The organism is Bradyrhizobium genomosp. III (genome assembly GCF_000261705.1).
In the GTDB taxonomy this organism is placed as follows: domain Bacteria; phylum Pseudomonadota; class Alphaproteobacteria; order Rhizobiales; family Xanthobacteraceae; genus Bradyrhizobium; species Bradyrhizobium ottawaense.
This window is the reverse complement of record NZ_AJQF01000513.1, coordinates 1-22,809: the sequence shown is the minus strand read 5'-3', so window position 1 is coordinate 22,809 and position 22,809 is coordinate 1. Positions and strand designations below refer to the sequence as shown.

The following is a 22,809-nucleotide window of genomic DNA, read 5'->3' as shown; positions in this document are numbered from 1 at the left end:
GAGATATGTGCATGCCCTAGTGCGAACGCAGGGACGACACCGGAGTTACGGGCGCCACCGATTCTCGACAATGCCTACGCAAACACCGCGCCAAACCGCTCCAGAAACTGCTTCTCGGCTCGCGCCGCCGTCCACGGCGTCAGATAGTCGCGCCGGACGCTGTCGGAGAGGCCGGGATCCTTGCCGAACAGGCGCCGCGCCTCGCTCTCGCTGAAGCCGGCAAGCTCGGTCGCTTCCAGATAGGCTGCCCCGCGATCGGCGGCCTTGATCGCCAGCGTGACCTCCTCAGGCAGTACCGGCGGCAGGCCGAAGCGGATGTGGATGGCGCCGAGCAGGCGTTTCTCCACCGCCTTGTAATGGCCGTCGAGCACCGCCTTGAACGGCGAGATCATGTCGCCGATGACATATTCGGGCGCATCATGCAGCAGCGCTGCGAGCCGCATGCGCTGGTCGACCCGCGGCATCTCGTGCCGCATGACGGTCTCCACCAGCAGCGTGTGCTGCGCGACCGAGAAGATGTGCGTGCCAATGGTCTGCCCGTTCCAGCGCGCGACGCGCGCCAGCCCGTGCGCGATGTCGGCGATCTCGACGTCGAGCGGGGAGGGATCGAGCAGATCGAGCCGCCGGCCCGACAGCATGCGCTGCCAGGCGCGGGATGCCACGTCGCGTGCAGTCTTCTTGGCCGTCATTTGACCTTGAGGCGCGGCTTGCGCTGCGTCTTGCTGCAGCTGGCGTGACAGTGGCAGTCGACGAGGTGGTCGTTGACCATGCCCGTCGCCTGCATGAAGGCATAGACGATAGTCGGGCCGACGAACTTGAAGCCGCGCGAGGACAGCTCCTTCGAGATTTGCACCGACAATGGCGTCGAGGCCGGCACGCTCGCGGTGGTCTTGAAATGATTGACGAGCGGCTTTCCGCCCATGAAGTCCCACAGCAGCTGCGAGAAGCCCGGGCCTTTCTCCATGATATCGAGATAAGACTTCGCGCTCGCGATCGTGCCGTCGATCTTGGCGCGGTTGCGCACGATGCCGGCATCGTTCATCAGCGCGTGGACCTTCTTGGCATTGTAGCGCGCGATCTTTTCCGGCTGGAAATCGTCGAAGGCTTTGCGGAAATTGTCGCGCTTGCGCAGGATGGTGATCCAGGACAGGCCGGCCTGGAAACCGTCGAGGATCAGCTTTTCGTACAGCGCGCGGTCGTCATATTCCGGCACGCCCCATTCGGTGTCGTGATAGGCAACGTAGAACGGGTCATCGCCCGGCCAGGGGCAGCGGGTCTTTCCGTCGGGATGCAGGCGCGGAGCGCGGCTCATGCGGTGGGCTGCTTCGCAGGAATACGGACGACGTCAGGTTCTGCCAGCTTCAAGGCGAGGCCGCCTGCGGTGAGGGGTTGGCCGGCATCGAGCGCGTCGGCGACACGGTCGATCCGCACCAGGGCAATGCCCTTGCCGCCGGATGTCGAGCCGATGGTGCCGACCGGCTTGTCGCCGGCGAGAATGGTCGCGCCGGCTTCGGGCGAGGGGCCATCGAGCAGTACCTTCACGCTGCGGGTGCGCGCGGTGCCGCGATGCTGCATGCGCGAGACGACCTCCTGGCCGACATAGCAACCCTTGTCGAAATCGACGCCGGCAAGGCGGTCCATGTTGGTCTCGTGCGGGAATGCATCGCTGTACATGAAATCGAGCCCGCCGCGCGGCACGCCGAGCGCGATGCGGTGCGCCTCGTAGTCGGCCGCATCGACCAGCTCGGCGCCGATGAGGTCGGAGAGCTTCTGCTTGAGATCTTCGGGGATCAGGATGCGATAGCCGAGCGTTTCGTTGCGTGGATCGGCGAAGGCAAGATCGGGCTGCGCCGCAGGCTGGCCGTCCCAGGCGGCGAGCACGCCGAGATCGAGGTTTTCCACCGTGACCTTGGCGCGCAGCTTGTAGAATTTTAGCTTGGTGGCGAAGCTCTCGGCCAGCGCCTTCGGGCAGTCGATCAGGAACCCGCCGCCGTGACCCGCGGGGACTTCCGTGATCAGGAAATCCACGATGATCTTGCCCTGCGGCGTCAGCAACGCGCCGAATCGCCCCAGCCCCGGTTTCAGCCTGTCGAGGTCGGTCGTGACCAGGCCGTTGAGGAAGTTGCGCGCATCCTCGCCCGCGACCTTGACCACGCCCCGGTCGGGAAGAAACGCTGATTTCATGCGAAAATCTCTTGCGACATGTTGCTCCGGAACGTAAGCCCGCGAGGCATAAACGACAAGACCTCGAGCCCTGCGCTTGGGGATGACAAGGGCCTTCAGCCATGACCCAGCGTTTCGATGTGATCCTCAAAGGCGGCACCGTCGTCAACCAGGACGGCGGGAATGTTCGCGATATCGGCATCACCGGCGGCCGCATCGCCGAGCTGGGGCCGTTGTCGCAGGCCTCGGCCGCGGAGGTCATCGACTGCAAGGGCCTGCACATCCTGCCCGGCGTGATGGACACGCAGGTGCATTTCCGCGAGCCCGGGCTGGAGCAGAAGGAAGACCTCGAGACCGGTTCGCGCAGCGCCGTGATGGGCGGCGTCACCGCCGTGTTCGAGATGCCGAACACCTCGCCGCTCACCGTGACTGAAGCCACCTTCACCGACAAGGTAAAGCGCGCCCATCACCGCATGCATTGCGATTTCGCCTTCTTCATCGGTGGCACCCGTGAGAACGTGCAGGACCTTCCGGTGCTGGAGCGCGCGCCGGGCTGTGCCGGCGTCAAGGTGTTCATCGGCTCCTCGACCGGCGCGCTGCTGGTGGAGGACGATGAAAGCCTGCGCCGCATCTTCCAGGTGATTCGCCGCCGCGCGGCCTTCCATGCCGAGGACGAATACCGCCTCAACGACCGCAAGTCGCATCGCATCGAAGGCGACCCGCGCTCGCATCCGGTGTGGCGCGACGAGACCGCGGCGCTGATGGCGACGCAGCGCCTCGTCAAGCTCGCCCACGAGACCGGCAAGCGCATCCATGTGCTGCACATCTCGACCAAGGAAGAGATCGAGTTTTTGCGCGATCACAAGGACGTCGCTTCCTGCGAAGCGACGCCGCACCACCTCACGCTCGCAGCCCCCGAATGCTACGAGCGGCTCGGCACGCTGGCGCAGATGAACCCGCCGGTGCGCGGCGCCGATCACCGCGCCGGCATCTGGCGCGGCATCGAGCAGGGTATCATCGACGTGCTCGGCTCCGACCACGCCCCGCATACGCTGGAGGAGAAGCAGAAGACCTACCCGGCTTCGCCCTCCGGCATGACCGGCGTGCAGACGCTGGTGCCCCTGATGCTCGATCACGTCAATGCGGGCCGGCTTTCTCTGGCACGCTTCGTCGATCTCACCAGCGCCGGCCCCGCGCGCCTCTACAACATGGCCTGCAAGGGCCGCATCGCCGCGGGCTACGATGCCGATTTCACCATCGTCGACTTGAAGCGCAGCGAGACCATCACCAACAAATGGGTGGCGTCGAAAGCCGGCTGGACGCCTTATGACGGCGTCCGAGTCACCGGCTGGCCCGTCGGCACCTTCATCCGCGGCCGCCGCGTGATGTGGCAGGGCGAGCTGGTGACGGCCTCGCAGGGCGAGCCGGTGCGGTTTCTGGAGACGCTGAAGCAGTAGGAGTAGGTCAAGCCTCTCCCTCTGCTGTCATGCCCCGGCTTGACCGGGGCATCAAGTACTCCGCGGCGATAGTTGGCTGATACGGCTGCTGCCTCTGGAACACTGGATTGCCCGCCTTCGCGGGAAATGACAGTGTGCCACGACGCACTAGCTCAAATTGGGAGAGGTCCAATGTCCCAGCCAGCCGCTCTCATATCGACCGAGCAGCTCGCCGCCATGCTCGGCGATCCCAACCTGCGCCTCTACGACTGCACGACCTACAACGAGCCTGTTCCGCCCGGCAGCGACGTGCCGTACCGCGCAGTCCCCGGCGACAAGACGTTCGCGGCCGGCCACATTCCGGGCGCCGATTTCCTCGACCTGCAGGGCGAGTTCTCAGACGCTTCAGCGCAGCAGTTCTTCATGATGCCCGATGTCGCCCAGCTGGAGGCCGCCTTCGGCCGCCACGGCCTCGATGCGAGCAAGACCATCGTGCTCTACAGCATCGGCACGATGATGTGGCGACGCGGTTCTGGTGGATGCTGCGCTCGCTCGGCGTCGATGCCCATGTGCTCGACGGCGGTCTCGACAAATGGAAGGAAGAGGGGCGGCCGATTGAGACAGGCGCGCCGAGGGGATATCCGGCCACCATCTTCAAGGCCGCGCCGCGCGCGGGCTTCTTCGTCGACAAGACGACTGTGAAGGCGCGGATCGGCGATCCCTCGACGGTCATCGTCAACGCGCTCGGGCCGCAGTTTCATCGCGGCCTCGAGCCGAGCCGCTACGGCCGGCCCGGCCGCGTTCCCGGCAGCGTCAACGTATCAGCCGCAACGCTCGTCAACGCCGACAAGACGCTGACCAGCCTGGCGGACGCCGAAGCGAAATTCACGGCCCAGGGTGTCACGCGCGACAAGAATGTAATCTGCTATTGCGGCGGCGGCATCTCGGCGACGATCGACCTGTTCCTGCTGACGCAGCTCGGCTACGACAGACTGACGCTCTACGACGCCTCGATGGGCGAATGGGCGAGGGATCCGGCGCTGCCGATCGAAACGGACTAGGTTTGGGAAAAGTCTGGAACCTTTTCCCCCGGCCGGCATCCAATGTCCGGAACCAATGGAGATAAGGTGCCCGCCATGCCAGGGACCGCAGCCGGCCTGTCCGCCGGCCTCAGGACGTCGGAATCCGAGCTGATCGAGCGCGCGCGGCGCCGTGACGAGGCCGCGCTCCGCGAGATCATGCAGGCCAACAACCGCAGGCTCTATCGCCTCGCCCGCGGCATCCTGCGCAGCGACAGCGAGGCCGAGGACGTGGTGCAGGAAACCTACGTCCGCGCCTTCACACATCTCGACGGTTTTCTGGGTGAAGCCGCGCTGTCGACCTGGTTGTCGCGCATTGCGATCAACGACGCGCTCGGACGCTTGCGCAGTCGGAAGCCGCAGGTCGAGCTGGGATCGGTGCCGGAGGCAACGCTGGAAGCACAGATCATCCAGTTTCCCCTTTCGTCCGCCGCAACCGATCCGGAAAAATCCATGGCCCAACGCGAGATCCAGCGCGTCGTCGAACACGCGGTCGATGAATTGCCCGACGTCTACCGCATGGTCTTCATCGCGCGGGTGATGGAGGCCATGAGCATGGAGGAGACGGCCGGGCTGCTCGGCATCAAGCCCGAGACCGTCAAGACGCGGCTGCATCGTGCGCGCACCCTGCTGCGCGAGAACGTCGAGAAGAAGATCGGCCCCGTCGTGATGGACGCGTTTCCGTTCGCCGGACAGCGCTGCGAGCGCCTGACCGAGGCCGTGCTGGGGCGCCTTGGCGTCGGGGCGTAATTTTTCGGGAACGTTTGCTCGAAACTCGCATCCAATCCCTGTGAAGCAACGCGCCGGCCAGCGTCCGGCACCACAGGAGTATCGAGCCATGTTCACCCGACGGAGCGCGGCGATCGCCGCGGCAATTCTGTTGTCTGGCCCCGCGCTGCTGCAAAGCGCCGGCGCAGCCGACAAGCCCACCGATCCCCAGATCGCCCACATCGCCTACACCGCCGGCGTGATCGACATCAACGCCGCCAAGCAGGCGCAGAAGAAGGCACAGAACAAGGACGTCAAGGCGTTTGCCGAGGACATGCTGCGCGACCACGAGGCGGTCAACAAGCAGGCGCTCGCGCTGGTCAAGAAGCTGAACGTCACGCCTGAAGACAACGACACCAGCAAGTCGCTGTCGAAGCAGGCGAGCGACAAGCTGGCCGAGCTCGACAAGCTCAGTGGCGCCGCCTTCGACAAGGCCTATGTCGCCAACGAGGTCGCCTACCACAAGGCGGTCAACGGCGCGCTGGAGACCCAGCTGATTCCGTCCGCCAACAATGCCGAGCTGAAGAGCCTGCTGCAGACCGGCCTGAAGATCTTCCAGGGCCATCAGCAGCACGCCGAGCACGTCGCGGCCGAGTTGAAATAGGGGAGGCAATGATGCCGGAGCGACTGGCTTCGATCGCCATAGCACTTGTCCTTGCGGCGATGGTCGCCCCGGCGCGCGCCGCGACCATCGAGATCACGATGGAGAACCTCGAGATATCTCCGGCCGATGTGTCGGCCAAGGTCGGCGACACCATCAATTGGATCAACAAGGACGTCTTCGCCCACACCGCCACGGCGAAGAATGGCGATTTCGACGTGACATTGCCGCCGAAGAAGTCGGCGACATCGGTTCTGAAGAAGGCGGGAGTGATGGACTATTACTGCCGCTATCATCCCAACATGAAAGCGACGCTCAAGGTCGAGCCGTGAGGGGAGGGAGCAGGTTCCTGATCGCCGCGGGAACATCTCCCGGCCGCCGCGAGACTAATGCTTGTCCGCGGCAAGCGGCTTCCGTGCGATAAACGCGGCAGACTTCGCGAAGGCTTTCGCCAAATCCGTTCGCAAAGTCATTCATCCGTTGACTGGCCCCGCCCGCGTGGCGGGGTCATTTTCGTGACGAGGGATTACTGCCTTGCGAGCGTGACCGAGAACTCGCCGTTGCGGATGCGGCCGGGAAAACCCTCGACGAACTTGGCGACCGCGTCCTCGCCGTAGGTGCCGACGAGTTCGGCGAAGGCCGCAAACAGGCTCGCCTGTGCCAGGCAGTCGCCGTCGACGCCCTCATGGCGCGCTTCGGCCCAGGCCTCGTTGAGATAACTCAGTGCGGCCTGCTTCTGCTCGTGATCGGGCAGCGGCGCGCGGTCGGGGGCGTAGGAAATCGGCTGGCTCATGAAACTCGATCGGGGCTGAGGCGCGATCCACGGCGATGCGCTGTGCGAGAGGTGTAGCACGCGCATTAACGACCGCTAGGCCACATCTTTAAGAACGGTTAACGGCTGTGTACAAAGTCGATGACAGGGTTCCAGCCACGCTGTCATTCCGGGGCGCGCGTAGCGCGAACCCGGAATCCATCGGGCCGCAGACACTGCCGCGAAATGGATTCCGGGCTCTCGCTACGCGAGCCCCGGAATGACAGTGGAGAGAACCTAGTTCGCGTAGCGCGCCGTGAGATCCCGCGAGATCTTCGAGCCTTCCTCGATGTAGCGGCGGATCGCGACGGTGGCGGCGGGCGTGCAGCTCCGATAGGTCTGCTGAAAGCCGTTATAGCCGCGGTTGAAGCCGGCGATCATGCGGGTGCGGCGCTCCCCGGAGGGGGTTTCGGCATCGATCAGCGCCTGCATCTCGTTGCGCCATTTGTTGCCCTCGTTGGACCCGCAGATGCCGCGCAGATAGTGCAGGCCGCCGAGAATCTCGGCCAGCCGCTGCAAATCGGCGTCGAACGGCGCCGCCACGTCCTGGGCCCTCGTGGGCCCGGAGGCGCAGGCGAGAATCAGGGCAAAAATGGCCAGAAATCGCGTCGACATCGGCGGGGTGTATGCCCCGTCGGGGCCGGGGAAGCAAGGTGAGCCACACGGGCGGTGCACTCCCTCCCCCGCTCGCGGGAGAGGTGGAGCTCGCGGCGCCAGCTAGGCGCCAATCAGCCGCGCAGCGGACTGAATGACCTCTTCCAACCCTCCGGTCAGCTTGAGGTCTCCGAGGCCCGCCAGGGCATCCGGGGCGATCCAGCGGTAGTCGTCGAGCTCGTCGTTCAGGACCGGCTCCCGCCCCACCCAGCGGGCGGCAAACGACATGATCAGGTAATGGCCGGCACCGGGCGCGGCGGGCAGCACCTCGCGCCAGCCGGCGAGGCCGACGATCGCGATGTCGAGCCCGGTCTCCTCGTCGACTTCGCGGCTCAGGGCCTGGTGCAGCGATTCGCCGAATTCGACCCGGCCGCCCGGTAGCGAATAGAAGCCCTTGGCGGGCGAACGGGCGCGGCGGGTCAGCAGCACCTTGCCGTCGCGGAAAATGGCGGCGCTGACGGCGAGCTGGGGATGGGTGGGCTGGACGACGGCAACCACAGCTCAGTTCGCCATGATGGTGTCGACGTCGGCTTCCGCCCCGCCATTGATGATGCCGCCGCAGGCGGCGATCAGCGGCTTGACCCAGAGCGTGGCCTGCTCGGCGAGGCGGACGCGGGTCGTGTCCTTTTCGACCTCGCGCATGGCCGAGCCGACCGCCGTCAGGATCGAGGTCATGGTATCGGTGATGTGGTCGAACTGGGCGCGCACGTTGGGGTTGGCCTTCTCATAGGCCTCGATGGCCAGGTCCCGCGCCTTGAAGTTCGATGCCGTGAAATGCTCGGCATAGGACAGCGGCGACCAGGTCAAGAAATCTTCCGCGCATTCCGGCATGTCCGGAACCATTTCCAGCAGCATCACGGCTTCATTGAAATGGTTGAGATAGTCGGTGGCAAGCCCGGTCCGCGGGTTGATATTGGCCCCGCGCAGCCGCTCGGCCCAGTCGGCGGCCTCGGGGCCCGTCTGTGCATGCGTCCGCGCGGGTTGGGAGGCCGTTGAGCTCATCTGCCGCAGTGTTAACGTTCGGGGTTAAAAGGACCTGAACGGACCCTATATAGACACCTTGGGATGTGTGGACGCTTCGTCATAACTTCGGCCCCCGCGGCTTTGCGGCAACTGTTTGGCTACATCGAGCAGCCGAATTTCCCGCCCCGGTACAATGTGGCCCCGACACAACCGATTCCGGTCGTTCTGGCCGAGAACGGCGCGCGGCATTTTCGCCTGATGCGCTGGGGCCTGTTGCCGGGCTGGGTCAAGGACCCCAAGGGCTTTACGCTCCTGATCAATGCGCGCTCCGAGACGGTGCTGGAGAAGCCCGCCTTCAAACGCGCGATTCGCCGGCGGCGCGGCCTGATCCCGGCCGATGGCTATTACGAATGGAAGGTGGCGGACGGCCGCAAGCAGCCCTTCTTCATCCACCGCGCCGACGGTGTGCCGCTCGGCTTTGCCGCATTGTTCGAGACCTGGGCCGGGCCGAACGGTGAGGAAGTTGATACGGTCGCGATCGTCACGGCCGCGGCGGGCGAGGATCTCGCCGCGCTGCATGACCGCGTGCCCGTCACCATCAGCCCGCGCGATTTCGAGCGCTGGCTCGACATCAGGGGCGACGAGGTCGATGCGATCCTGCCGCTGATGACGGCGCCGCGCATCGGCGAATTCGCCTGGCACCCGGTCTCCACCCGCGTCAACCGCGTCGCCAATGACGACGATCAGTTGCTGCTGCCGATCAGCGCGGAGGAGATGGCGGCGGAAGCAGAGGCGGCGAAGCCAAAGAAGGCGGCGCGGAAAGCGGCGGCGTCATCTGATGACGGGCAGGGGTCGTTGTTCTAGCCAAGCTGGCGCCATTCACTCCGCCGTCGTCCCGGACAAGCGCGCCCAAAGCGCGCGCAGATCCGGGACCCATAACCCCAGGGAGAAGTTGTGGCGCGGGCTGATAACCACGAGTCTTCGCCAAACCCAATCCTGTGGCTATGGGTCCCGGATCTGCGCTGACGCTTGTCCGGGACGACGGCCGAGTTTTTTGTTGGAGCGTCACACGATCTCCCGTGCCTTCAACGCCGCGATCTCCGCCGCATCAAACCCCAGCTCGCCCAGCACCGCATCGGTATCGGCGCCGAGCTCCGGTGCCATCCGGTCCAGCCTGCCGCCGCCATGGGCGAGCTTGAAGCCGCTGCCGGCAAAGCGCAGGTGTCCGTAGGGCGTATCCAGCTGCTGGATCGCGCCGCGCGCCTTGATTTGCGGATGGTCGATCACCTCCTCGACCTTCCAAATGCTGGCGCAGGGCGCGCCGGCGTCCTCCAAAATGGTCTCCCATTCGCGCGCCGGCTTTGCCGCCAGCGCCGCTTCGATGATGGCGCGCAGCGCGGGTTCGTTCTCGTTGCGGGAAAACCAGTCGGCAAAGCGCGGATCTGACAGCGTGTCCTCGCGGCCAAGCGCAGCCATCAGCGCGCGGTACTGCTTCTCGTTGTTGACGGCGAGCAGGATGTGGCCGTCGCCGCACTTGAACAAATTCGCCGTGGTCCTGCGGCTCACCGCCTGATTGCCCGAGAGCTGTTGGCGATGGCCGGCAACCGACCAGTCCGCGATCTGTCCCGACAGAAACGCCATCGTCGCCTCCAGCATGGAGACATCAATGAGCTGGCCCTTGCCGGTGCGGTCGCGCTGATACAGCGCGCTCGACACGCCGAACGCGGCGGTGGCGCCCGACAGCACGTCGCACACCGCAAAGCCGGCGCGCGTCGGTCCCGTCTGGGGATGGCCGGTGATGGCCATGATGCCTGACAGCGCCTGCATCTTGCCGTCATAGCCAGGCCGCAGGCGATCCGGGCCGGTCTGGCCGAAGCCGGACACCGCGCAATAGATCAGTTTTGGAGTGATCGCGGACAGCGCTTCATAGCCGATGCCGAGCTTGTCCATCACGCCGGGGCGGAAATTCTCCATGACGACGTCGACGGTCGCTGCGAGCTTCTTCACGATCGCGATCGCCTCCGGCTTCTGCAGATCGAGCGTCAGGCTGCGCTTGTTGCCGTTGACGGCCTGGAATGCGGGGGCGAGCCCGCGCTCGGCCCATTCGCGTGACAGCGGCGTGCGGCGCATGTCCTCGCCCTCGCGCCGCTCGACCTTGACGACATCGGCTCCCAGCAGCGCGAGCTGGTAGCTCGCATAGGGGCCGGCCAGCACTTGGGTGAAGTCCAAAATCTTCACGCCCTCGAACGGTCGCGTCACGTCGCTCTCCCCTTTTGATTATCGTTATCGGAGGACGTCAGGCGGCGCGGTTGCCGCGCGCGATCTCCTTCTGCTTGTCGAATTCGGCGCGGCGGCGCGCCAGCTCTTCCGGCGAAAGCTGGGCGACGTTGTTGTAGTCGAGCTTCCAGGAGGCATCCTCGCTCCAGCGCAGCGGCGACTGCATCGTGGTCTGCGGACCGCTCGCGCTCTCCAGCAGCTTGAGCGCCAGCTCGAGCGTCTGCGCCTGCGAGGCGACGTCGTGCGGCTTGCCGGCGGAATTGCCGAGCGGGAAGTCGGAGAACAGGAAGCGCGGAACGGCGGCGTGCTCGATGATGTCCTTGGCGCAGCCCATGATCACGGTCGGGATGCCGTTCCGCTCCAGATGCCGCGCCACCAGCGCGGTGGTCTGGTGGCAGACCGGGCAGTTCGGCACCAGCACCGCGACGTCAACCTTGTCCGCAAGGCAGCGCGCCAGGATGTCCGGTGCATCCGTGTCAAGCGTGACGCGATGGCTGCGGTTGGTCGGTGCGCCGAAGAAGCGCGGGGCGACCTCGCCGATGCGGCCGGCGGCGGACGCCTTCAAGAGCTGCGGCAACGGAAACCAGGTGCCGTTGTCGGTGGCCGAGGTGTGCTTGCGGTCGTAGCCGATATGCGAGATGCGCAGATCGTGCTCTTTCGATGTGTCGCCGTCATAGACCTGGTAGAACTTGGCGCCGCCATTATACGCCGCGCCCGGCCCCTGATCGCCCTTGCTGGGATCATACGGCGCAGCGGTCGTGATGATGGTCACGCGCGACTTTGCCAGCGGCTTCTTCAGCGGCTGGAACGGCGCCTCGGTGTAATGCGCCCAGCGATACGCGGTGGTGTAGCCGATCGCCGCGTAATAATCGCGGGTGCGCTGCATGTAGGGGAGGGGGGAATCATAGTCGGGCGCAAAGCCGAATTCGTCGTCGCGCGGCGCGGACATGGGCGCGTCTCCTGGTTCTTGGTTGGCGACAGACTAGAGATAGTTTTGTGGTTGCTCAACGGGGGCAAGGGGGGCGCAGGCCTGAATTGCAGATGACGATGGTGCGGCGGACGGTGCCTCTTACCCCCCTGGAGGGGGAGGGTCGGCTCACATTGAGCGCAGCGAAAATGTGAGACGGGGTGGGGTGACGGCCTCACCACATCCAACAGTGCCCGAGTGGAGAGATCACCCCACCCCGCTCGCGCTTCGCGCGATCGACCCTCCCCCTCCAGGGGAGGGTAAGCAAGTCACTTGAACACGTGCAGCGCCACATATTGCAGCAGCATGATCGCCTTGGCGTCGATGATGCGGCCGTCGGCGATCATCGCCAGGGCCTCGTCGATCGAAAGCTCCAGCACCTCGATGTCCTCGCCCTCGTGCTCCAGGCCGCCGCCGTCGCTGACCCGCATCGAAGGCTCGTACTCGGCGACGAAGAAATGCAGCTTCTCGGTGATGGCGCCGGGGCTCATGAAGGCCTCGAACACCTTGTGGACGTGGTGCAGGCGATAGCCGGTCTCCTCCTCGGCCTCGGCGCGGATGCGCTCTTCGGGCTCGGCGTTGTCGAGCACGCCGGCGGCGGCCTCGATCAGGAGATCGTTGTAGCCGCGGATGAAGGCCGGCAGGCGGAACTGGCGCACCAGGATCACGGTACGCCCAGCGCGGTTATAGGGCAGCACGGCGGCGGCGTTGTCGCGCTCATAGGTCTCGCGGTGCTGCGTCTGCCACTCGCCGCTGGCGCGCCGGTACTCGAACGTGGTGGTCTTCAGCGTGGTCCAGCCGTCCGAGAGCACGCGGACGTCCTTGATGCGGACGCGGTCGGAAATGGTCATTTGCCTGATCTCAGTTGCTTGGCGTGGCGGAGCGGCCGTCGAGCCACTTCTGGAACATCACGGATGTCGATAGCTCGAAGCCCAGCGAGCCGTAGAACGCATTGGCCTGCGCGTTCTCGCGGCGGACGAGGAGCTGCAGCTTCGAAATTCCGGCGGCGCGCAGCCAGTCCTCGGCCGCGGCCATGATGACGCGGCCACGGCCGCGCTTGCGGCCGTCGGGGTCGACCGCGACGTAATAGACCCAGCCGCGGTGGCCGTCATGGCCGACCATGACGGTCGCAACGATCGCGCCGGCGTCGCGCCCGACCAGCACGGTCGAGTTATCGCGCCGCCGTGCCAGTGCGATGTCGGCATGCGGGTCGTTCCAGGGCCGCGTCAGGCCGCAGCGCTGCCACAGCGCGACGACCTCTTCGACATCGGCATCCCCGATGGCGTCGATCGCAAGCGGAGCCGGCGAGAACGACGCGCTCACAGCACCTTCCCCGGATTCATGATGCCAAGCGGATCGAGCATCGCCTTGATGGCGCGCATCAGCTCGATCGCGGTCTTGTCCTTGACGTCGGGCAGCTCGTCGCGCTTGAGCACGCCGATGCCGTGCTCGGCCGAGATCGATCCGCCCATGCGCAGCACGATCTCGAACACGACGGCGTTCATGTCGTGCCAGCGCGCCAGGAAGTCCGCGGTGTCGGCCCCGATCGGCTGGCTGACATTGTAATGCAGATTGCCGTCGCCGAGATGGCCGAACGGCACCGGCCGCGCGCCCGGGATCAGCTTCACCACGGCGGCGTTGGCTTCCGCGATGAATTCAGGCACCGCGGCGATCGGCACCGAGATGTCGTGCTTGATCGAGCCGCCCTCCGGCTTCTGCGCCGACGACATCTCCTCGCGCAGCTTCCAGAAATTGTTGCGCTGGCTGAGGTTGGCCGCGATCACGGCGTCGTCGACGATCTCCTCTTCCATGGCGCGGGCGAGGATCGTCTCCAGCGGCGTGCGGGCGTCGTCGCCGGGAGACGACAACTCCATCAGCACGTACCAGGGATGCTTCTCGCTGAGCGGATCGCGCACGTCGATGCCGTGCCGCACCGAGAAATCGACCGCCATCTCCGACAATAGTTCAAAACTCGTCAGCGCATTGGCGGCCTCGCTCTGCGCGATGGTCAGCAGCTTCAAGGCCGCCGCCGGCGATTTCAGCCCGACATAGGCGGTCTCGACCGCCCGCGGCTTCGGAAACAGCTTCAGCGTCGCCGCCGTGATGATGCCGAGCGTGCCTTCGGCGCCGATGAAGAGATTGTGCAGATTGTAGCCGGTGTTGTCCTTTTTCAGCTTCGACAGCACGCCCAGCACGCGCCCGTCGGCGAGCACGACTTCCAGCCCCAGCGCCATCTCGCGCGCCACGCCATAGGCGAGCGCGGCGGTGCCGCCGGCATTGGTGGAGAGATTGCCGCCGATGGTGCAGCTGCCCTCGGCGCCGAGCGAGAGCGGAAACAGCCGGTCGACATCGGACGCCTTCGCTTGCGCAACCTGCAGCACCACGCCGGCCTCGCAGGTCATGGTGTTGGACGCCGTGTCGACTTCGCGGATCTTGTCGAGCCGCCGCAGCGACACCACCACCTCGCCATTGTGCGGCGTCTGTCCGCCGACGAGCCCGGTATTGCCGCCCTGCGGCACCAGCGCGATCTTGTGTTCTGAGGCGAGCTTGCAGATCGCGGAGACCTCCGCCGTCGAGCCCGGGCGCAGCACCAGCGGCGAGCGGCCGTGGAACAGATTGCGCTCCTCGGTGACGTAAGGCTCGATGTCGGCTGCATCGGTGATCGCGTGCTTGTCGCCGACGATCTTGCGGAATTGGTCGATCAGTTCGGGCGCAAGTGGAGGGATCGCAGGCTTATTGATGTTCATTGTCTCGTCTCTACTTCGCTCTTGATCTTTTGCGCATGATCTGATCGGAAAAACCGCTACACACTTTTCGCCAACGCGGCCCTTCGGGTCCGGATCATGCGCTATCTCGCCACCGCAGCCCGGCGCAGCCGGTCATTGATCGCTTCGCCCAGATCGTCTTCGGGGATCGTCATCACCGCGATGGCCCGTGGCCCCTTCGCATCGAGGGCGCGAAGATAGCCGAACAGATTTGCGGCGGCTTCATCGAGATCACCGGTGGGCGACAAATTGATGACAGCGACGGCCGCATCGACGCCAGGCAGGCGCTCAGACCCAAACGCCAGCAGCGCTTCGCCGGGCGCAACGTCCTGCGCGCGAAGCCGCACGCTGGCGCGCGGCGCGTAATGCGAGGCCAGCATGCCCGGTGCCAGCGGCTGGCTGTCGTCGCTCTCGGCCTCCACCGGCAGCCGGGCCAGGGGGGCGCCCAGCACAGCCTCGATCCGCTCGCGCGACAGCCCGCCGGGGCGAAGCAGCATCGGTGCCTCGAGGCAGCCGACAATGGTCGATTCGACGCCGACCGTTACAGGCCCGCCGTCCACGATCAGGTCGATCCGCCCCGACAAGTCGCTCTCGACATGGGCCGCCAACGTCGGCGAGACGTGGCCGGAGATGTTGGCGGACGGCGCCACCACGGCGCCGCCGAAGGCGCGGAGGATCGCCTGCGCCACCTTGTGCGCGGGAATGCGAATCGCGACCGTGTCGAGGCCCGCGGTGGCGAGCTCGGCCACCGCGCAGCCCTCCGTCTTCGGCACCACCAGCGTCAGCGGTCCCGGCCAGAACGCTTCCGCGAGCCTCAACGCGCGCGCGTCGAACCGGCCGATCCGCCGCGCGGCGGCAATGTCCGGGACATGGGCGATCAGCGGATTGAACGCCGGCCGCCCCTTGGCGGCGTAGAGATGGGCGATCGCGGCGGCATTGGCCGCATCCGCCCCGAGCCCGTAGACGGTCTCGGTCGGAAACGCGACCAGCCCGCCGGAGGCCAGCGTGCGGGCCGCAGCCTCGACGCCGGCCTCGCCGGCCGGTAAAATCAGCGTTTCAAGACCCGTTTTCACAGGGACAAAATTCCTCATGCCGGCCGCTTGCAGTGCGCCGAACCCGCCGCTATAAGCCGCCTTCTTGTCGGAGTGTGGCTCAGCCCGGTAGAGCACTGCGTTCGGGACGCAGGGGTCGCAGGTTCGAATCCTGCCACTCCGACCATTCTTCCAAAAGTCGACGTTTTCCAGAGGCTTGGCGGACCGGCCGCCGGCGCCTCGGGAGCGCCTTTTTGCAACGATTTCGGGATCGGGTCCACGGCCGATTTGGCCGGGCAGGGCGGTCTGTTGCGGCGGCATGGCTTGTTGCGGCCCATGGGCCGGACCCGACCGACCGGACGGCTCGGCATTCCCCCAGCAGCCCCTTTTCCGCGCGGCGGTCCCCTCGGGCGCCGGTCGCGCGATATGCTACCTAGCGATATCGTCCCGGTCCGGAGCCCAGATGCAAACTCCTCGTCCAGCTCTGCTGCGGCACACGCTGACGGGCGCTCTCGCGCTTGCGGCGATCGCGGCGGTGGGCTGGCTGGCCTACGTTCTCGCGCTGGATGCAGGGTTCGCGCGCATGCAGCGGGAGGGCAATGACCGGCTTGCGCTGATTGCAAGCACCTTCGACGCGACCGTCGCGCGCTATCGCTATTTGCCGGCGGTTCTGTCGCTCGCCGATCCCATCCGCGAGCTCTACCGCGATCCCCATGACGCATCGGCGACCGCCGCCGCGAATCGCTACCTCAAATCGCTCAACCAGGGAGCTCGATCGGCCGAGCTGTATGTCCTCGACAGCACCGGTCTCGCTCTGGCGGCGAGCAATTTCGACCAGGATTCGAGTTTCGTCGGACACAATTACGCGTTCCGCGCCTATTTCGTGGACGCCATGCGCGCCGGCGAGGGCCATTACTACGCCGTCGGCGCCACCACGGGACAGCCCGGCTATTTCCTGTCGCATCGGATCGTGGAGGGCGGCAAAACCCTCGGTGTCGCCGTGGTCAAGATCGATCTCGGTTCGCTCGAGTCCGACTGGGCGCGGGCGGGCGACCTCGTGGCGATGGAGGACGAGAACGGCGTGATCTTCCTCGCCAGCCGCGAGGACTGGAAATATCGTCCGCTGCTCCCGGTGCCGGCGGAGCGGCTCGCAGAGCTGAACGCCGCACAGCAATTCGGTCAGGCGATCGACGCCGCTCCAATCTTCGTGCCCGAGCGCGATCGGCAGCGCATCCAGATCGGTCGCGCGCGCGGTCGCGGTAATGCCGAGCTCGGGGAATACGCCCTTCAGGTCCATCCGCACGACCAGGGCTGGAAGCTGCTCCTGTTCTCGGACGTCGCGGATGCCAAGCGCAGTGCGGCGACCGTCGCGATCGCGAGCGTCCTGGCTCTCGTCGCCGCGCTGCTGGTCGTGCTGGTTGCCTGGCAGCGGCGGCAGGCCGTCAGGGCGAAGCTCGAGGCGCATGACGTTCTCGAGCGGCGCGTGGCCGAGCGCACGGAAGAGCTGCGCCGGACCATGGAAAGCCTGGTGCAGAGCGCCAAGCTCGCGAGCCTCGGCCAGGCGCTTGCCGGCGTCGCGCACGAGATCAACCAGCCGCTCGCGGCGCTGATCACCTATGTAGCGAGCAGTCGCGTCCTGCTCCGCCGCAACGAGGTCGATCGCGCGGCCGCCAACCTCGACCTGATGTCTTCGATCGCCGAGCGCATGATGGCACTGATCGATCACCTGCGCATGTTCGCGCGCAAGGAGACCGGGACGCGCAGCGCCGTAGAGCTCGCGCCTGTCATCGACAATGCGGTCCGCCTGCTGCAATACCGCATCGACCACGAGCATATCGAGGTGGTGCGCGAGGCGCCTGCCGAGCCGCTCCATAGCCTTGCCAATCCGATCCGGCTCGAGCAGGTCGTCGTCAATCTGCTGTCGAATGCGATCGATGCGATGCGCGATTGCGAGCGGCGGGTGCTCCAGGTCCGGCTCGGCCGCCGCGACGACAGCGCTGTGATCGAGGTCGGCGACACCGGCGCCGGCATCGTACCCGAGCACCTCAAATCGCTGTTCGACCCGTTCTTCACCACCAAGGAGATCGGCGAGGGGCTTGGCCTCGGGCTTTCGATCTCGTACGGAATCGTCAGGGAGTTCGGAGGAGATATCTTGGTGGAGAGCGCGCCGGGCAAAGGCTCGACTTTCAAGGTCGTCATTCCGGTCGTGGATGTCGCGCCGGTTTTCCAGCAATCGGAACTGCAGGCATGAGCGGGTCCTTGCTCGTCGTCGACGACGAGGAGATCGTCCGCAATTCGGTGCGGCAGTGGCTGGAGCTGGGCGGGTTCACGGTCCGGGTTGCCGCGGGCGCGGACGAGGCCATGCGCCTCGTGAAGGAAACTCCGCCCGACGCCGTGCTGACCGATTTTCGCATGCCGCAGCGATCCGGGCTCGAGTTGATGCGCGACATTCGCCGCGCCGATCCTGATATTCCCGTCGTGCTCCTGACCGCGCATGGCGACGTGCCTCTGGCGGTCGCTGCGATGCGCGAGGGCGCCTACGATTTCCTGCAGAAGCCTCATGATCCCGAGCTGCTCTCGGCAGTCATGACCCGCGCGATCGAGCGGCGACAGTTGAAATTGCAGCTTCGCCAGCTCTCGGATCGCCTCGCCGCGCCTGGCGAGATCGATGCCCGCCTGATCGGCCTGTCGAAGCCGATGGTCGCGGTGCGCGCCAGCGTGCTCGAGCTCGCCGGTCACGATCGCGACGTGATCGTCACCGGCGAGACCGGAACCGGCAAGGAGGTGGTGGCGCGGGCCCTGCACGATTTCGGTCCGCGCGCGAAGGCACCTTTCGTTGCCGTGAACTGCGCCGCGATCCCGGCCGAATTGTTTGAAAGCGAATTGTTCGGCCATGAGGCCGGCGCCTTCACCGGCGCACGTGGCGCCCGCATCGGAAAGTTCGAGCACGCGAGCGGCGGCACGCTGTTGCTCGACGAGATCGAAAGCATGCCGCTTCCGTTCCAGGCCAAGATCCTGCGGGCGCTGCAGGAGCGCGCGATCGAGCGGGTCGGGTCCAACAAGCTGCTGCCGGTCGACGTTCGCGTCATCGCGGCAGCCAAGGGTGATCTCGCGGCCGACAGCCGCCAGGGGCGCTTCCGCTCCGACCTTTACTTCCGTCTTGCGGCGGCGGAGGTCCACCTGCCGGCGCTGCGCGAGCGCGGCAATGACGTCCTGCTGCTGTTCGAGCATTTTGCCGCCGCTGCCGCCCAGGGCGCGGGCCGCACGATGTCGCCGCTGCGGGCGGACGATCTCGATGCGCTGCTCGCGCATGACTGGCCTGGCAATGTGCGCGAGCTGAAGAACGTCGCCGAACGCTATGCGCTGGGACTGGTCGCGACCGGTCGCAGCGTCGCCGAGATCCTTCGACGCGGCGAACCGGGAGCGCCGCAGCGGTCGCTCGCCGACCGTGTTGCGGCCTACGAGCGTGCGCTGATCGAGGCCGCCTTGCGCGAACATGACTGGTCGATTGCCGCCGTCACCGAGGAGCTCGGCGTGCCGCGCCGGACGCTGAACGAGAAGATGGCGAAATACGCGCTGGCGCGGCCCGGCCGCAGGGAGCCCTGAGCCGGCGATTGATCGGCGGGGAAATCCGCCGATGTCGACATTCGCATCGGCGGATTCTTGCCGACGCTCCCGCCCTCGCGTGGCCGTCCTCCTCCAAAACTGCGCAATTTACGGCAATTCCCCCCGTTTTTGCGTGCCGCTCACGATTGGCACGGCCGTTGCTGAAGCACCGCCGAAACCATCCGGTTTTCCAATAAATCTGCGGAGGACGTCGTGAGTTCACAGGAAGCCTCGATTCAGACTGTCGGAGCGCCCGCCACGGAGCAGCGTGCCGATATCACCGACATGAAGCGCCGGTTGCGCGCGATCTTCGTCGGCTCGGTCGGCAATCTCGTCGAGTGGTACGATTTCTACGCCTATGCGGCGTTCTCCCTGTATTTCGCCAAGGCGTTCTTCCCTGATGGTGACGAGGTGGTGCAGCAGCTCAATGCGGCGCTGCTGTTTGCTGCGGGCTTCCTGGTGCGCCCGCTCGGCGGCTGGATGTTCGGCCATCTGGCCGATCGCTATGGCCGGCGCAACGCGCTGACGCTGTCCGTCGTGATGATGTGCTTCGGGTCGCTGATCATTGCGGTGACACCGACTTATGCTTCGATCGGTCTGGCCGCTCCCGTCATCCTCGGCCTCGCGCGGGTCCTGCAGGGGCTGAGCCTCGGCGGCGAATACGGCACCAGCGCCACCTATCTCAGTGAGGTCGCCGACGAGAAGAATCGCGGCTTCTACTCCAGCTTCCAGTACGTGACCCTGATCGGCGGGCAGCTCTGCGCCATCCTCGTGCTGCTTCTCCTGCAGAAGGTGTTTCTCTCGACTGAGGAGATCCGGGCCTGGGGCTGGCGCGTGCCATTTGCGTTCGGTGCCGTGCTCGCGGTCGTCGCGGCCTTGATGCGGAGCAATCTGCACGAAACCGACGCCTTCAAGAGCAGCCAGGCCGCGGTGAAGAAATCCAGCTCGATCCGCGCGCTGCTGAACTACCCGCGTGAGCTGATGCTCGTGGTGGGGCTGACCATGGGCGGCACGGCGGCGTTCTACACCTACACCACCTATATGCAGAAATTCCTCCGCCTGTCGGTGAAGCTGACCGACGACCAGACCACCATGGTGACAGCGGGAAGCCTCGTCTTCGCGATGGTGCTGCAACCGGTCTACGGTGCGATCTCCGACCGCATCGGGCGCAAATGGCTGCTGATCGGCTTCGGCGTATCCGGCACGTTGTTCACCATTCCGTTGCTGACGACGCTGCAGGCCACGCACGATGCATTTTCCGCCTTCCTGCTGATCGCCGCCGCCTGGATGATCGTGTCGGGCTATACTGCGATCAATGCGGTGGTGAAGGCGGAACTGTTTCCGACCAGCGTACGCGCAACGGGCGTCGGGGTGCCCTATGCGCTGACCGTCTCGATCTTCGGCGGTACCGCCGAATCGATCGCGTTATGGTTCAAGTCGATCGGCCACGAAAGCTGGTTCTACTGGTATCTGACCGGCTGCATCGCGGTTTCGCTGCTGGTCTATCTGACGATGCGCGACACCAAGGCGACGTCCGCGATGGATCGTCACGAATAGGTCGGGGTCCCCGGGCGGGCGGTGGGGTTCCTCACCGCCTTGCCACCACCACCCCCACCAGAAACGCCACCAGCAGCGCCGGCAGCGGCGCTTCGCGCACCATGCCGCGAACGATGTCGGGCCAGTGCTGTTCGGGGACGAGTTTTGGGGACCTGACTTCAGGCGTCGCAGGTATGTCCCAGCTCGACGCGAGTTCGGCGATCTCGCTTTGCGCGAGACGCACGCCGTCACGCACCCGGAAGATCGCAGCCTCCGATTGCTCCCGCGGCGCGAGCGCCGTCAGCGTCGCGATCGCCGTGCGTAGCGTCATCTCGCCAAAACCTTGCAGCCTCACCTGCTCCTCGGGATCGGACGTCATGCGAAATCCCTTACAGCGCGAAATGGCGCGCGAGGGCGAAGGCCGCCGTCGCGCACAGGACCAGCGTGGATACCGCGCCGGCCACGCCGCGCGCGAGATGGGTTCGCGTCAGGTGCCTGGTCATGATCGTGCTCCATGCTCTCATGGAAATGACGGCGAGAGAGGTTGGTTCCTCGCGCGACTGAGAGGGAGCGACGGGTTTCGCTGGCGCCAACGCCGAATCGCCAGGGGGTGACTACTTCCGCAGCAACTCGCTCAATGCCGCCGTCGCCTCGGCGCAGCGGATGTCGTCGATCTCGCGGGACAGGCTGAGCGCGCTCGCTCTCAGTTCCTCGAGTTTCCAGCTCTCCGGATGCTGGTTTTCGAGTTGACCGAGACGCTTGTTCAGATCGTCCAGTCTCGACTGGAGCTGCCCGATGCTGGCATCTCCATTCACTTTCCAAACGCGTTGTGCACGCATCGTCGTTCCCCTGCTAGTCTCACGGCCTTGTGAGAGCGGTTCGTGGCCGGAATGGGAGTTTGTTTTGTCCGGCTTCAGATCGCGGGGAACCGTTGCAGATTCGCAACGTTTTGAGGCGCGGCCGCCGGCCGCTGCACAATGATACCCACAGGCATGGAATTTGATTGTGCCTCATCGCGACGATGGGTCGAGCCGGCCTGTGCGCGCGGTGCGCTGCTAGATAGGCTCAGGCCCGATGCACTCCGGAAGACGAGGGAATGAGGCGTGGCGAGATTCGTAACTATCGCAGCCGGCCAGCTTGGCCCGATCGCAAGGACCGCGAGCAGGACGGAAGTTGTCGCCCGGCTGATGGCCTTGATGCGCGAGGCGAAAGCCTGCGGCTGCGATCTGATCGTCTATCCCGAGCTTGCGCTGACGACGTTTTTTCCGCGCTGGTATTTTGAGGATCAGGCCGAGATCGACAGTTTTTTCGAGCGCGAGATGCCGGGGCCGGAGACGCGTGCCCTGTTCGATCTCGCCCGCGAGATCGGTATCGGCTTTTATCTCGGCTATGCCGAACTGACGGTCGAGGCCGATGTCGTCAGGCGCTACAACACGTCCATTCTGGTCGACGAGAGCGGCGCGATCGTCTCGAAGTATCGCAAAGTCCATCTGCCCGGCCATGCCGAGCCCGAGCCGTGGCGGAAATTTCAGCATCTGGAAAAGCGCTACTTCGAGCCGGGCAGCGGTTTTGGCGTGACCGAGGCCTTCGGCGGCGTGATGGGCATGGCGATCTGCAACGACCGCCGCTGGAGCGAGACCTACCGGGTGATGGGCCTGCAGGGCGTCGAGATGGTGCTGATCGGCTACAACACGCCGGTGCACAATCCGCCCGCGCCCGAGCATGACGATCTCTCGCTGTTCCACAACCATCTGGTGATGCAGGCCGGCGCCTACCAGAACGGCACTTTCGTGGTCGGCGTCGCCAAGGCCGGCGTCGAGGAGGGCGTGGATCACATCGGCGGCAGCTGCATCATCGCGCCCTCGGGCGAGATCATCGCGCGATGCACGACCAAGGGCGACGAGATCGCGCTGGCGCGCTGCGATCTCGACCTCTGCAACTCCTACAAGCGCACCACCTTCAATTTCGACCTTCACCGCCAGCCGCAGGCTTATGGGATGATCGTGGAACGGAAGGGCGTGACGACGACGGCGCATGGGACGCCGGTGTTGCGGAAGGGGTGATCTCCATCCTGACTTGACGGAGCGGAGAGGGCTGTGTCGCCCTCTGTCAATCCACGCGCGCAGAAATATTCCACTTTACCGAAATTCGG

At 65.6% G+C, this 22,809-nt stretch carries 24 protein-coding genes, 1 tRNA gene and 1 pseudogene; 11 read left to right on the top strand and 15 right to left on the bottom strand.

Going from position 1 to position 22,809, the window contains the following annotated elements:
• Nucleotides 1-74 precede the first annotated feature (74 nt).
• From IC66_RS0139920 to ygfZ, 3 genes are read right to left on the bottom strand one after another with little or no spacing between them, the layout of a single operon-like run.
• Nucleotides 75-689, bottom strand: coding sequence for a YfbR-like 5'-deoxynucleotidase (locus IC66_RS0139920; RefSeq protein WP_038951208.1), 615 nt, complete (start codon nucleotides 687-689; stop codon nucleotides 75-77).
• The gene (locus IC66_RS0139915) at nucleotides 686-1,312 is read right to left on the bottom strand and encodes a DNA-3-methyladenine glycosylase I (RefSeq protein WP_028141636.1); all 627 of its coding nucleotides are present in this window, start codon (nucleotides 1,310-1,312) and stop codon (nucleotides 686-688) included. The genes IC66_RS0139920 and IC66_RS0139915 overlap by 4 nt, the downstream gene beginning before the upstream one ends.
• Nucleotides 1,309-2,184, bottom strand: coding sequence for a CAF17-like 4Fe-4S cluster assembly/insertion protein YgfZ (gene ygfZ / locus IC66_RS0139910; RefSeq protein ID WP_028141635.1), 876 nt, complete (start codon nucleotides 2,182-2,184; stop codon nucleotides 1,309-1,311). Before ygfZ ends, IC66_RS0139915 begins: the two co-directional genes overlap by 4 nt.
• Before the next feature lie 101 nt (nucleotides 2,185-2,285).
• Between ygfZ and IC66_RS0139905 the strand changes: the two genes are divergently transcribed.
• The 5 genes and pseudogenes from IC66_RS0139905 to IC66_RS0139885 all read left to right on the top strand — a co-directional run bounded on the left by IC66_RS0139905 (nucleotide 2,286) and on the right by IC66_RS0139885 (nucleotide 6,379).
• Nucleotides 2,286-3,620, top strand: a complete 1,335-nt coding sequence (locus IC66_RS0139905; protein WP_038951207.1) for a dihydroorotase — start codon at nucleotides 2,286-2,288, stop codon at nucleotides 3,618-3,620.
• A 171-nt stretch (nucleotides 3,621-3,791) separates the two neighbouring features.
• Nucleotides 3,792-4,660 (top strand): annotated as a pseudogene (locus tag IC66_RS0139900) (sulfurtransferase).
• 75 nt (nucleotides 4,661-4,735) lie between these two features.
• Nucleotides 4,736-5,428: an RNA polymerase sigma factor gene (locus tag IC66_RS0139895; RefSeq protein WP_038951206.1), complete on the top strand. Its 693-nt coding sequence runs from the start codon at nucleotides 4,736-4,738 to the stop codon at nucleotides 5,426-5,428.
• Between the two features lie 88 nt (nucleotides 5,429-5,516).
• Nucleotides 5,517-6,050 carry a DUF4142 domain-containing protein gene (locus IC66_RS0139890; protein ID WP_028141631.1) on the top strand — a complete coding sequence of 178 codons (534 nt, stop codon included), beginning with the start codon at nucleotides 5,517-5,519 and terminating at the stop codon, nucleotides 6,048-6,050.
• Nucleotides 6,051-6,058: 8 nt separating this feature from the next.
• Complete coding sequence (locus IC66_RS0139885) at nucleotides 6,059-6,379, top strand: cupredoxin domain-containing protein (RefSeq protein WP_038951205.1); 321 nt, start codon at nucleotides 6,059-6,061, stop codon at nucleotides 6,377-6,379.
• A gap of 194 nt (nucleotides 6,380-6,573) precedes the next feature.
• Here IC66_RS0139885 and IC66_RS0139880 read toward each other — a convergent pair whose 3' ends face one another.
• The 4 genes from IC66_RS0139880 to IC66_RS0139865 form a co-directional block, all read right to left on the bottom strand.
• Nucleotides 6,574-6,840: a hypothetical protein gene (locus IC66_RS0139880; RefSeq protein ID WP_018323382.1), complete on the bottom strand. Its 267-nt coding sequence runs from the start codon at nucleotides 6,838-6,840 to the stop codon at nucleotides 6,574-6,576.
• Nucleotides 6,841-7,095: 255 nt separating this feature from the next.
• Complete coding sequence (locus IC66_RS0139875; RefSeq protein ID WP_028141629.1) at nucleotides 7,096-7,473, bottom strand: TIGR02301 family protein; 378 nt, start codon at nucleotides 7,471-7,473, stop codon at nucleotides 7,096-7,098.
• 102 nt (nucleotides 7,474-7,575) lie between these two features.
• Nucleotides 7,576-8,010, bottom strand: coding sequence for an NUDIX hydrolase (locus tag IC66_RS0139870; protein ID WP_038951204.1), 435 nt, complete (start codon nucleotides 8,008-8,010; stop codon nucleotides 7,576-7,578).
• Nucleotides 8,011-8,013: 3 nt separating this feature from the next.
• On the bottom strand, nucleotides 8,014-8,514 hold the full coding sequence (locus IC66_RS0139865; RefSeq protein ID WP_038951203.1) for a hypothetical protein: 501 nt from the start codon (nucleotides 8,512-8,514) through the stop codon (nucleotides 8,014-8,016).
• A 63-nt stretch (nucleotides 8,515-8,577) separates the two neighbouring features.
• On the opposite strand from IC66_RS0139865, the gene IC66_RS0139860 reads away from it, so the two are divergent.
• Nucleotides 8,578-9,339, top strand: coding sequence for an SOS response-associated peptidase (locus IC66_RS0139860; protein WP_038951202.1), 762 nt, complete (start codon nucleotides 8,578-8,580; stop codon nucleotides 9,337-9,339).
• A 201-nt stretch (nucleotides 9,340-9,540) separates the two neighbouring features.
• Here the strand turns inward: IC66_RS0139860 and IC66_RS0139855 are convergent, their stop codons facing one another.
• The 6 genes from IC66_RS0139855 to IC66_RS0139830 all read right to left on the bottom strand — a co-directional run bounded on the left by IC66_RS0139855 (nucleotide 9,541) and on the right by IC66_RS0139830 (nucleotide 15,575).
• Nucleotides 9,541-10,734, bottom strand: coding sequence for a CaiB/BaiF CoA transferase family protein (locus tag IC66_RS0139855; RefSeq protein ID WP_038951201.1), 1,194 nt, complete (start codon nucleotides 10,732-10,734; stop codon nucleotides 9,541-9,543).
• A gap of 37 nt (nucleotides 10,735-10,771) precedes the next feature.
• A complete protein-coding gene (locus IC66_RS0139850; protein WP_038951200.1) occupies nucleotides 10,772-11,701 on the bottom strand; it encodes a glycine reductase in 930 nt (309 codons plus the stop codon).
• Between the two features lie 287 nt (nucleotides 11,702-11,988).
• Nucleotides 11,989-12,570, bottom strand: a complete 582-nt coding sequence (locus tag IC66_RS0139845; RefSeq protein ID WP_038951199.1) for an NUDIX domain-containing protein — start codon at nucleotides 12,568-12,570, stop codon at nucleotides 11,989-11,991.
• Nucleotides 12,571-12,580: 10 nt separating this feature from the next.
• A complete protein-coding gene (locus IC66_RS0139840; protein WP_028141622.1) occupies nucleotides 12,581-13,042 on the bottom strand; it encodes a GNAT family acetyltransferase in 462 nt (153 codons plus the stop codon).
• A complete protein-coding gene (locus tag IC66_RS0139835; RefSeq protein ID WP_038951198.1) occupies nucleotides 13,039-14,466 on the bottom strand; it encodes an FAD-binding oxidoreductase in 1,428 nt (475 codons plus the stop codon). The genes IC66_RS0139840 and IC66_RS0139835 overlap by 4 nt, the downstream gene beginning before the upstream one ends.
• Before the next feature lie 101 nt (nucleotides 14,467-14,567).
• Nucleotides 14,568-15,575 (bottom strand): L-threonylcarbamoyladenylate synthase, encoded by a 1,008-nt coding sequence (locus IC66_RS0139830; protein WP_162131358.1) that lies wholly within the window; start codon nucleotides 15,573-15,575, stop codon nucleotides 14,568-14,570.
• Nucleotides 15,576-15,625: 50 nt separating this feature from the next.
• On the opposite strand from IC66_RS0139830, the gene IC66_RS0139825 reads away from it, so the two are divergent.
• The 4 genes from IC66_RS0139825 (at nucleotide 15,626) to IC66_RS0139810 (ending at nucleotide 20,678) form a co-directional block, all read left to right on the top strand.
• Nucleotides 15,626-15,702: transfer RNA gene (locus IC66_RS0139825), tRNA-Pro, on the top strand.
• A 276-nt stretch (nucleotides 15,703-15,978) separates the two neighbouring features.
• A complete protein-coding gene (locus IC66_RS0139820; RefSeq protein ID WP_049806750.1) occupies nucleotides 15,979-17,766 on the top strand; it encodes an ATP-binding protein in 1,788 nt (595 codons plus the stop codon).
• Nucleotides 17,763-19,121, top strand: coding sequence for a sigma-54-dependent transcriptional regulator (locus IC66_RS0139815; protein ID WP_038951195.1), 1,359 nt, complete (start codon nucleotides 17,763-17,765; stop codon nucleotides 19,119-19,121). Before IC66_RS0139820 ends, IC66_RS0139815 begins: the two co-directional genes overlap by 4 nt.
• A gap of 285 nt (nucleotides 19,122-19,406) precedes the next feature.
• Nucleotides 19,407-20,678, top strand: coding sequence for an MFS transporter (locus IC66_RS0139810; protein WP_028141618.1), 1,272 nt, complete (start codon nucleotides 19,407-19,409; stop codon nucleotides 20,676-20,678).
• Nucleotides 20,679-20,709: 31 nt separating this feature from the next.
• Here IC66_RS0139810 and IC66_RS0139805 read toward each other — a convergent pair whose 3' ends face one another.
• Together IC66_RS0139805 and IC66_RS0139795 are read right to left on the bottom strand one after the other, a co-directional pair.
• Nucleotides 20,710-21,036 (bottom strand): hypothetical protein, encoded by a 327-nt coding sequence (locus IC66_RS0139805; RefSeq protein ID WP_038951193.1) that lies wholly within the window; start codon nucleotides 21,034-21,036, stop codon nucleotides 20,710-20,712.
• Nucleotides 21,037-21,271: 235 nt separating this feature from the next.
• A complete protein-coding gene (locus IC66_RS0139795) occupies nucleotides 21,272-21,496 on the bottom strand; it encodes a hypothetical protein (RefSeq protein ID WP_028141616.1) in 225 nt (74 codons plus the stop codon).
• Nucleotides 21,497-21,760: 264 nt separating this feature from the next.
• Here IC66_RS0139795 and IC66_RS0139790 point away from each other — a divergent pair, with 264 nt between their 5' ends.
• Nucleotides 21,761-22,720 carry an N-carbamoyl-D-amino-acid hydrolase gene (locus IC66_RS0139790; RefSeq protein ID WP_038951192.1) on the top strand — a complete coding sequence of 320 codons (960 nt, stop codon included), beginning with the start codon at nucleotides 21,761-21,763 and terminating at the stop codon, nucleotides 22,718-22,720.
• Nucleotides 22,721-22,809 lie beyond the last annotated feature (89 nt).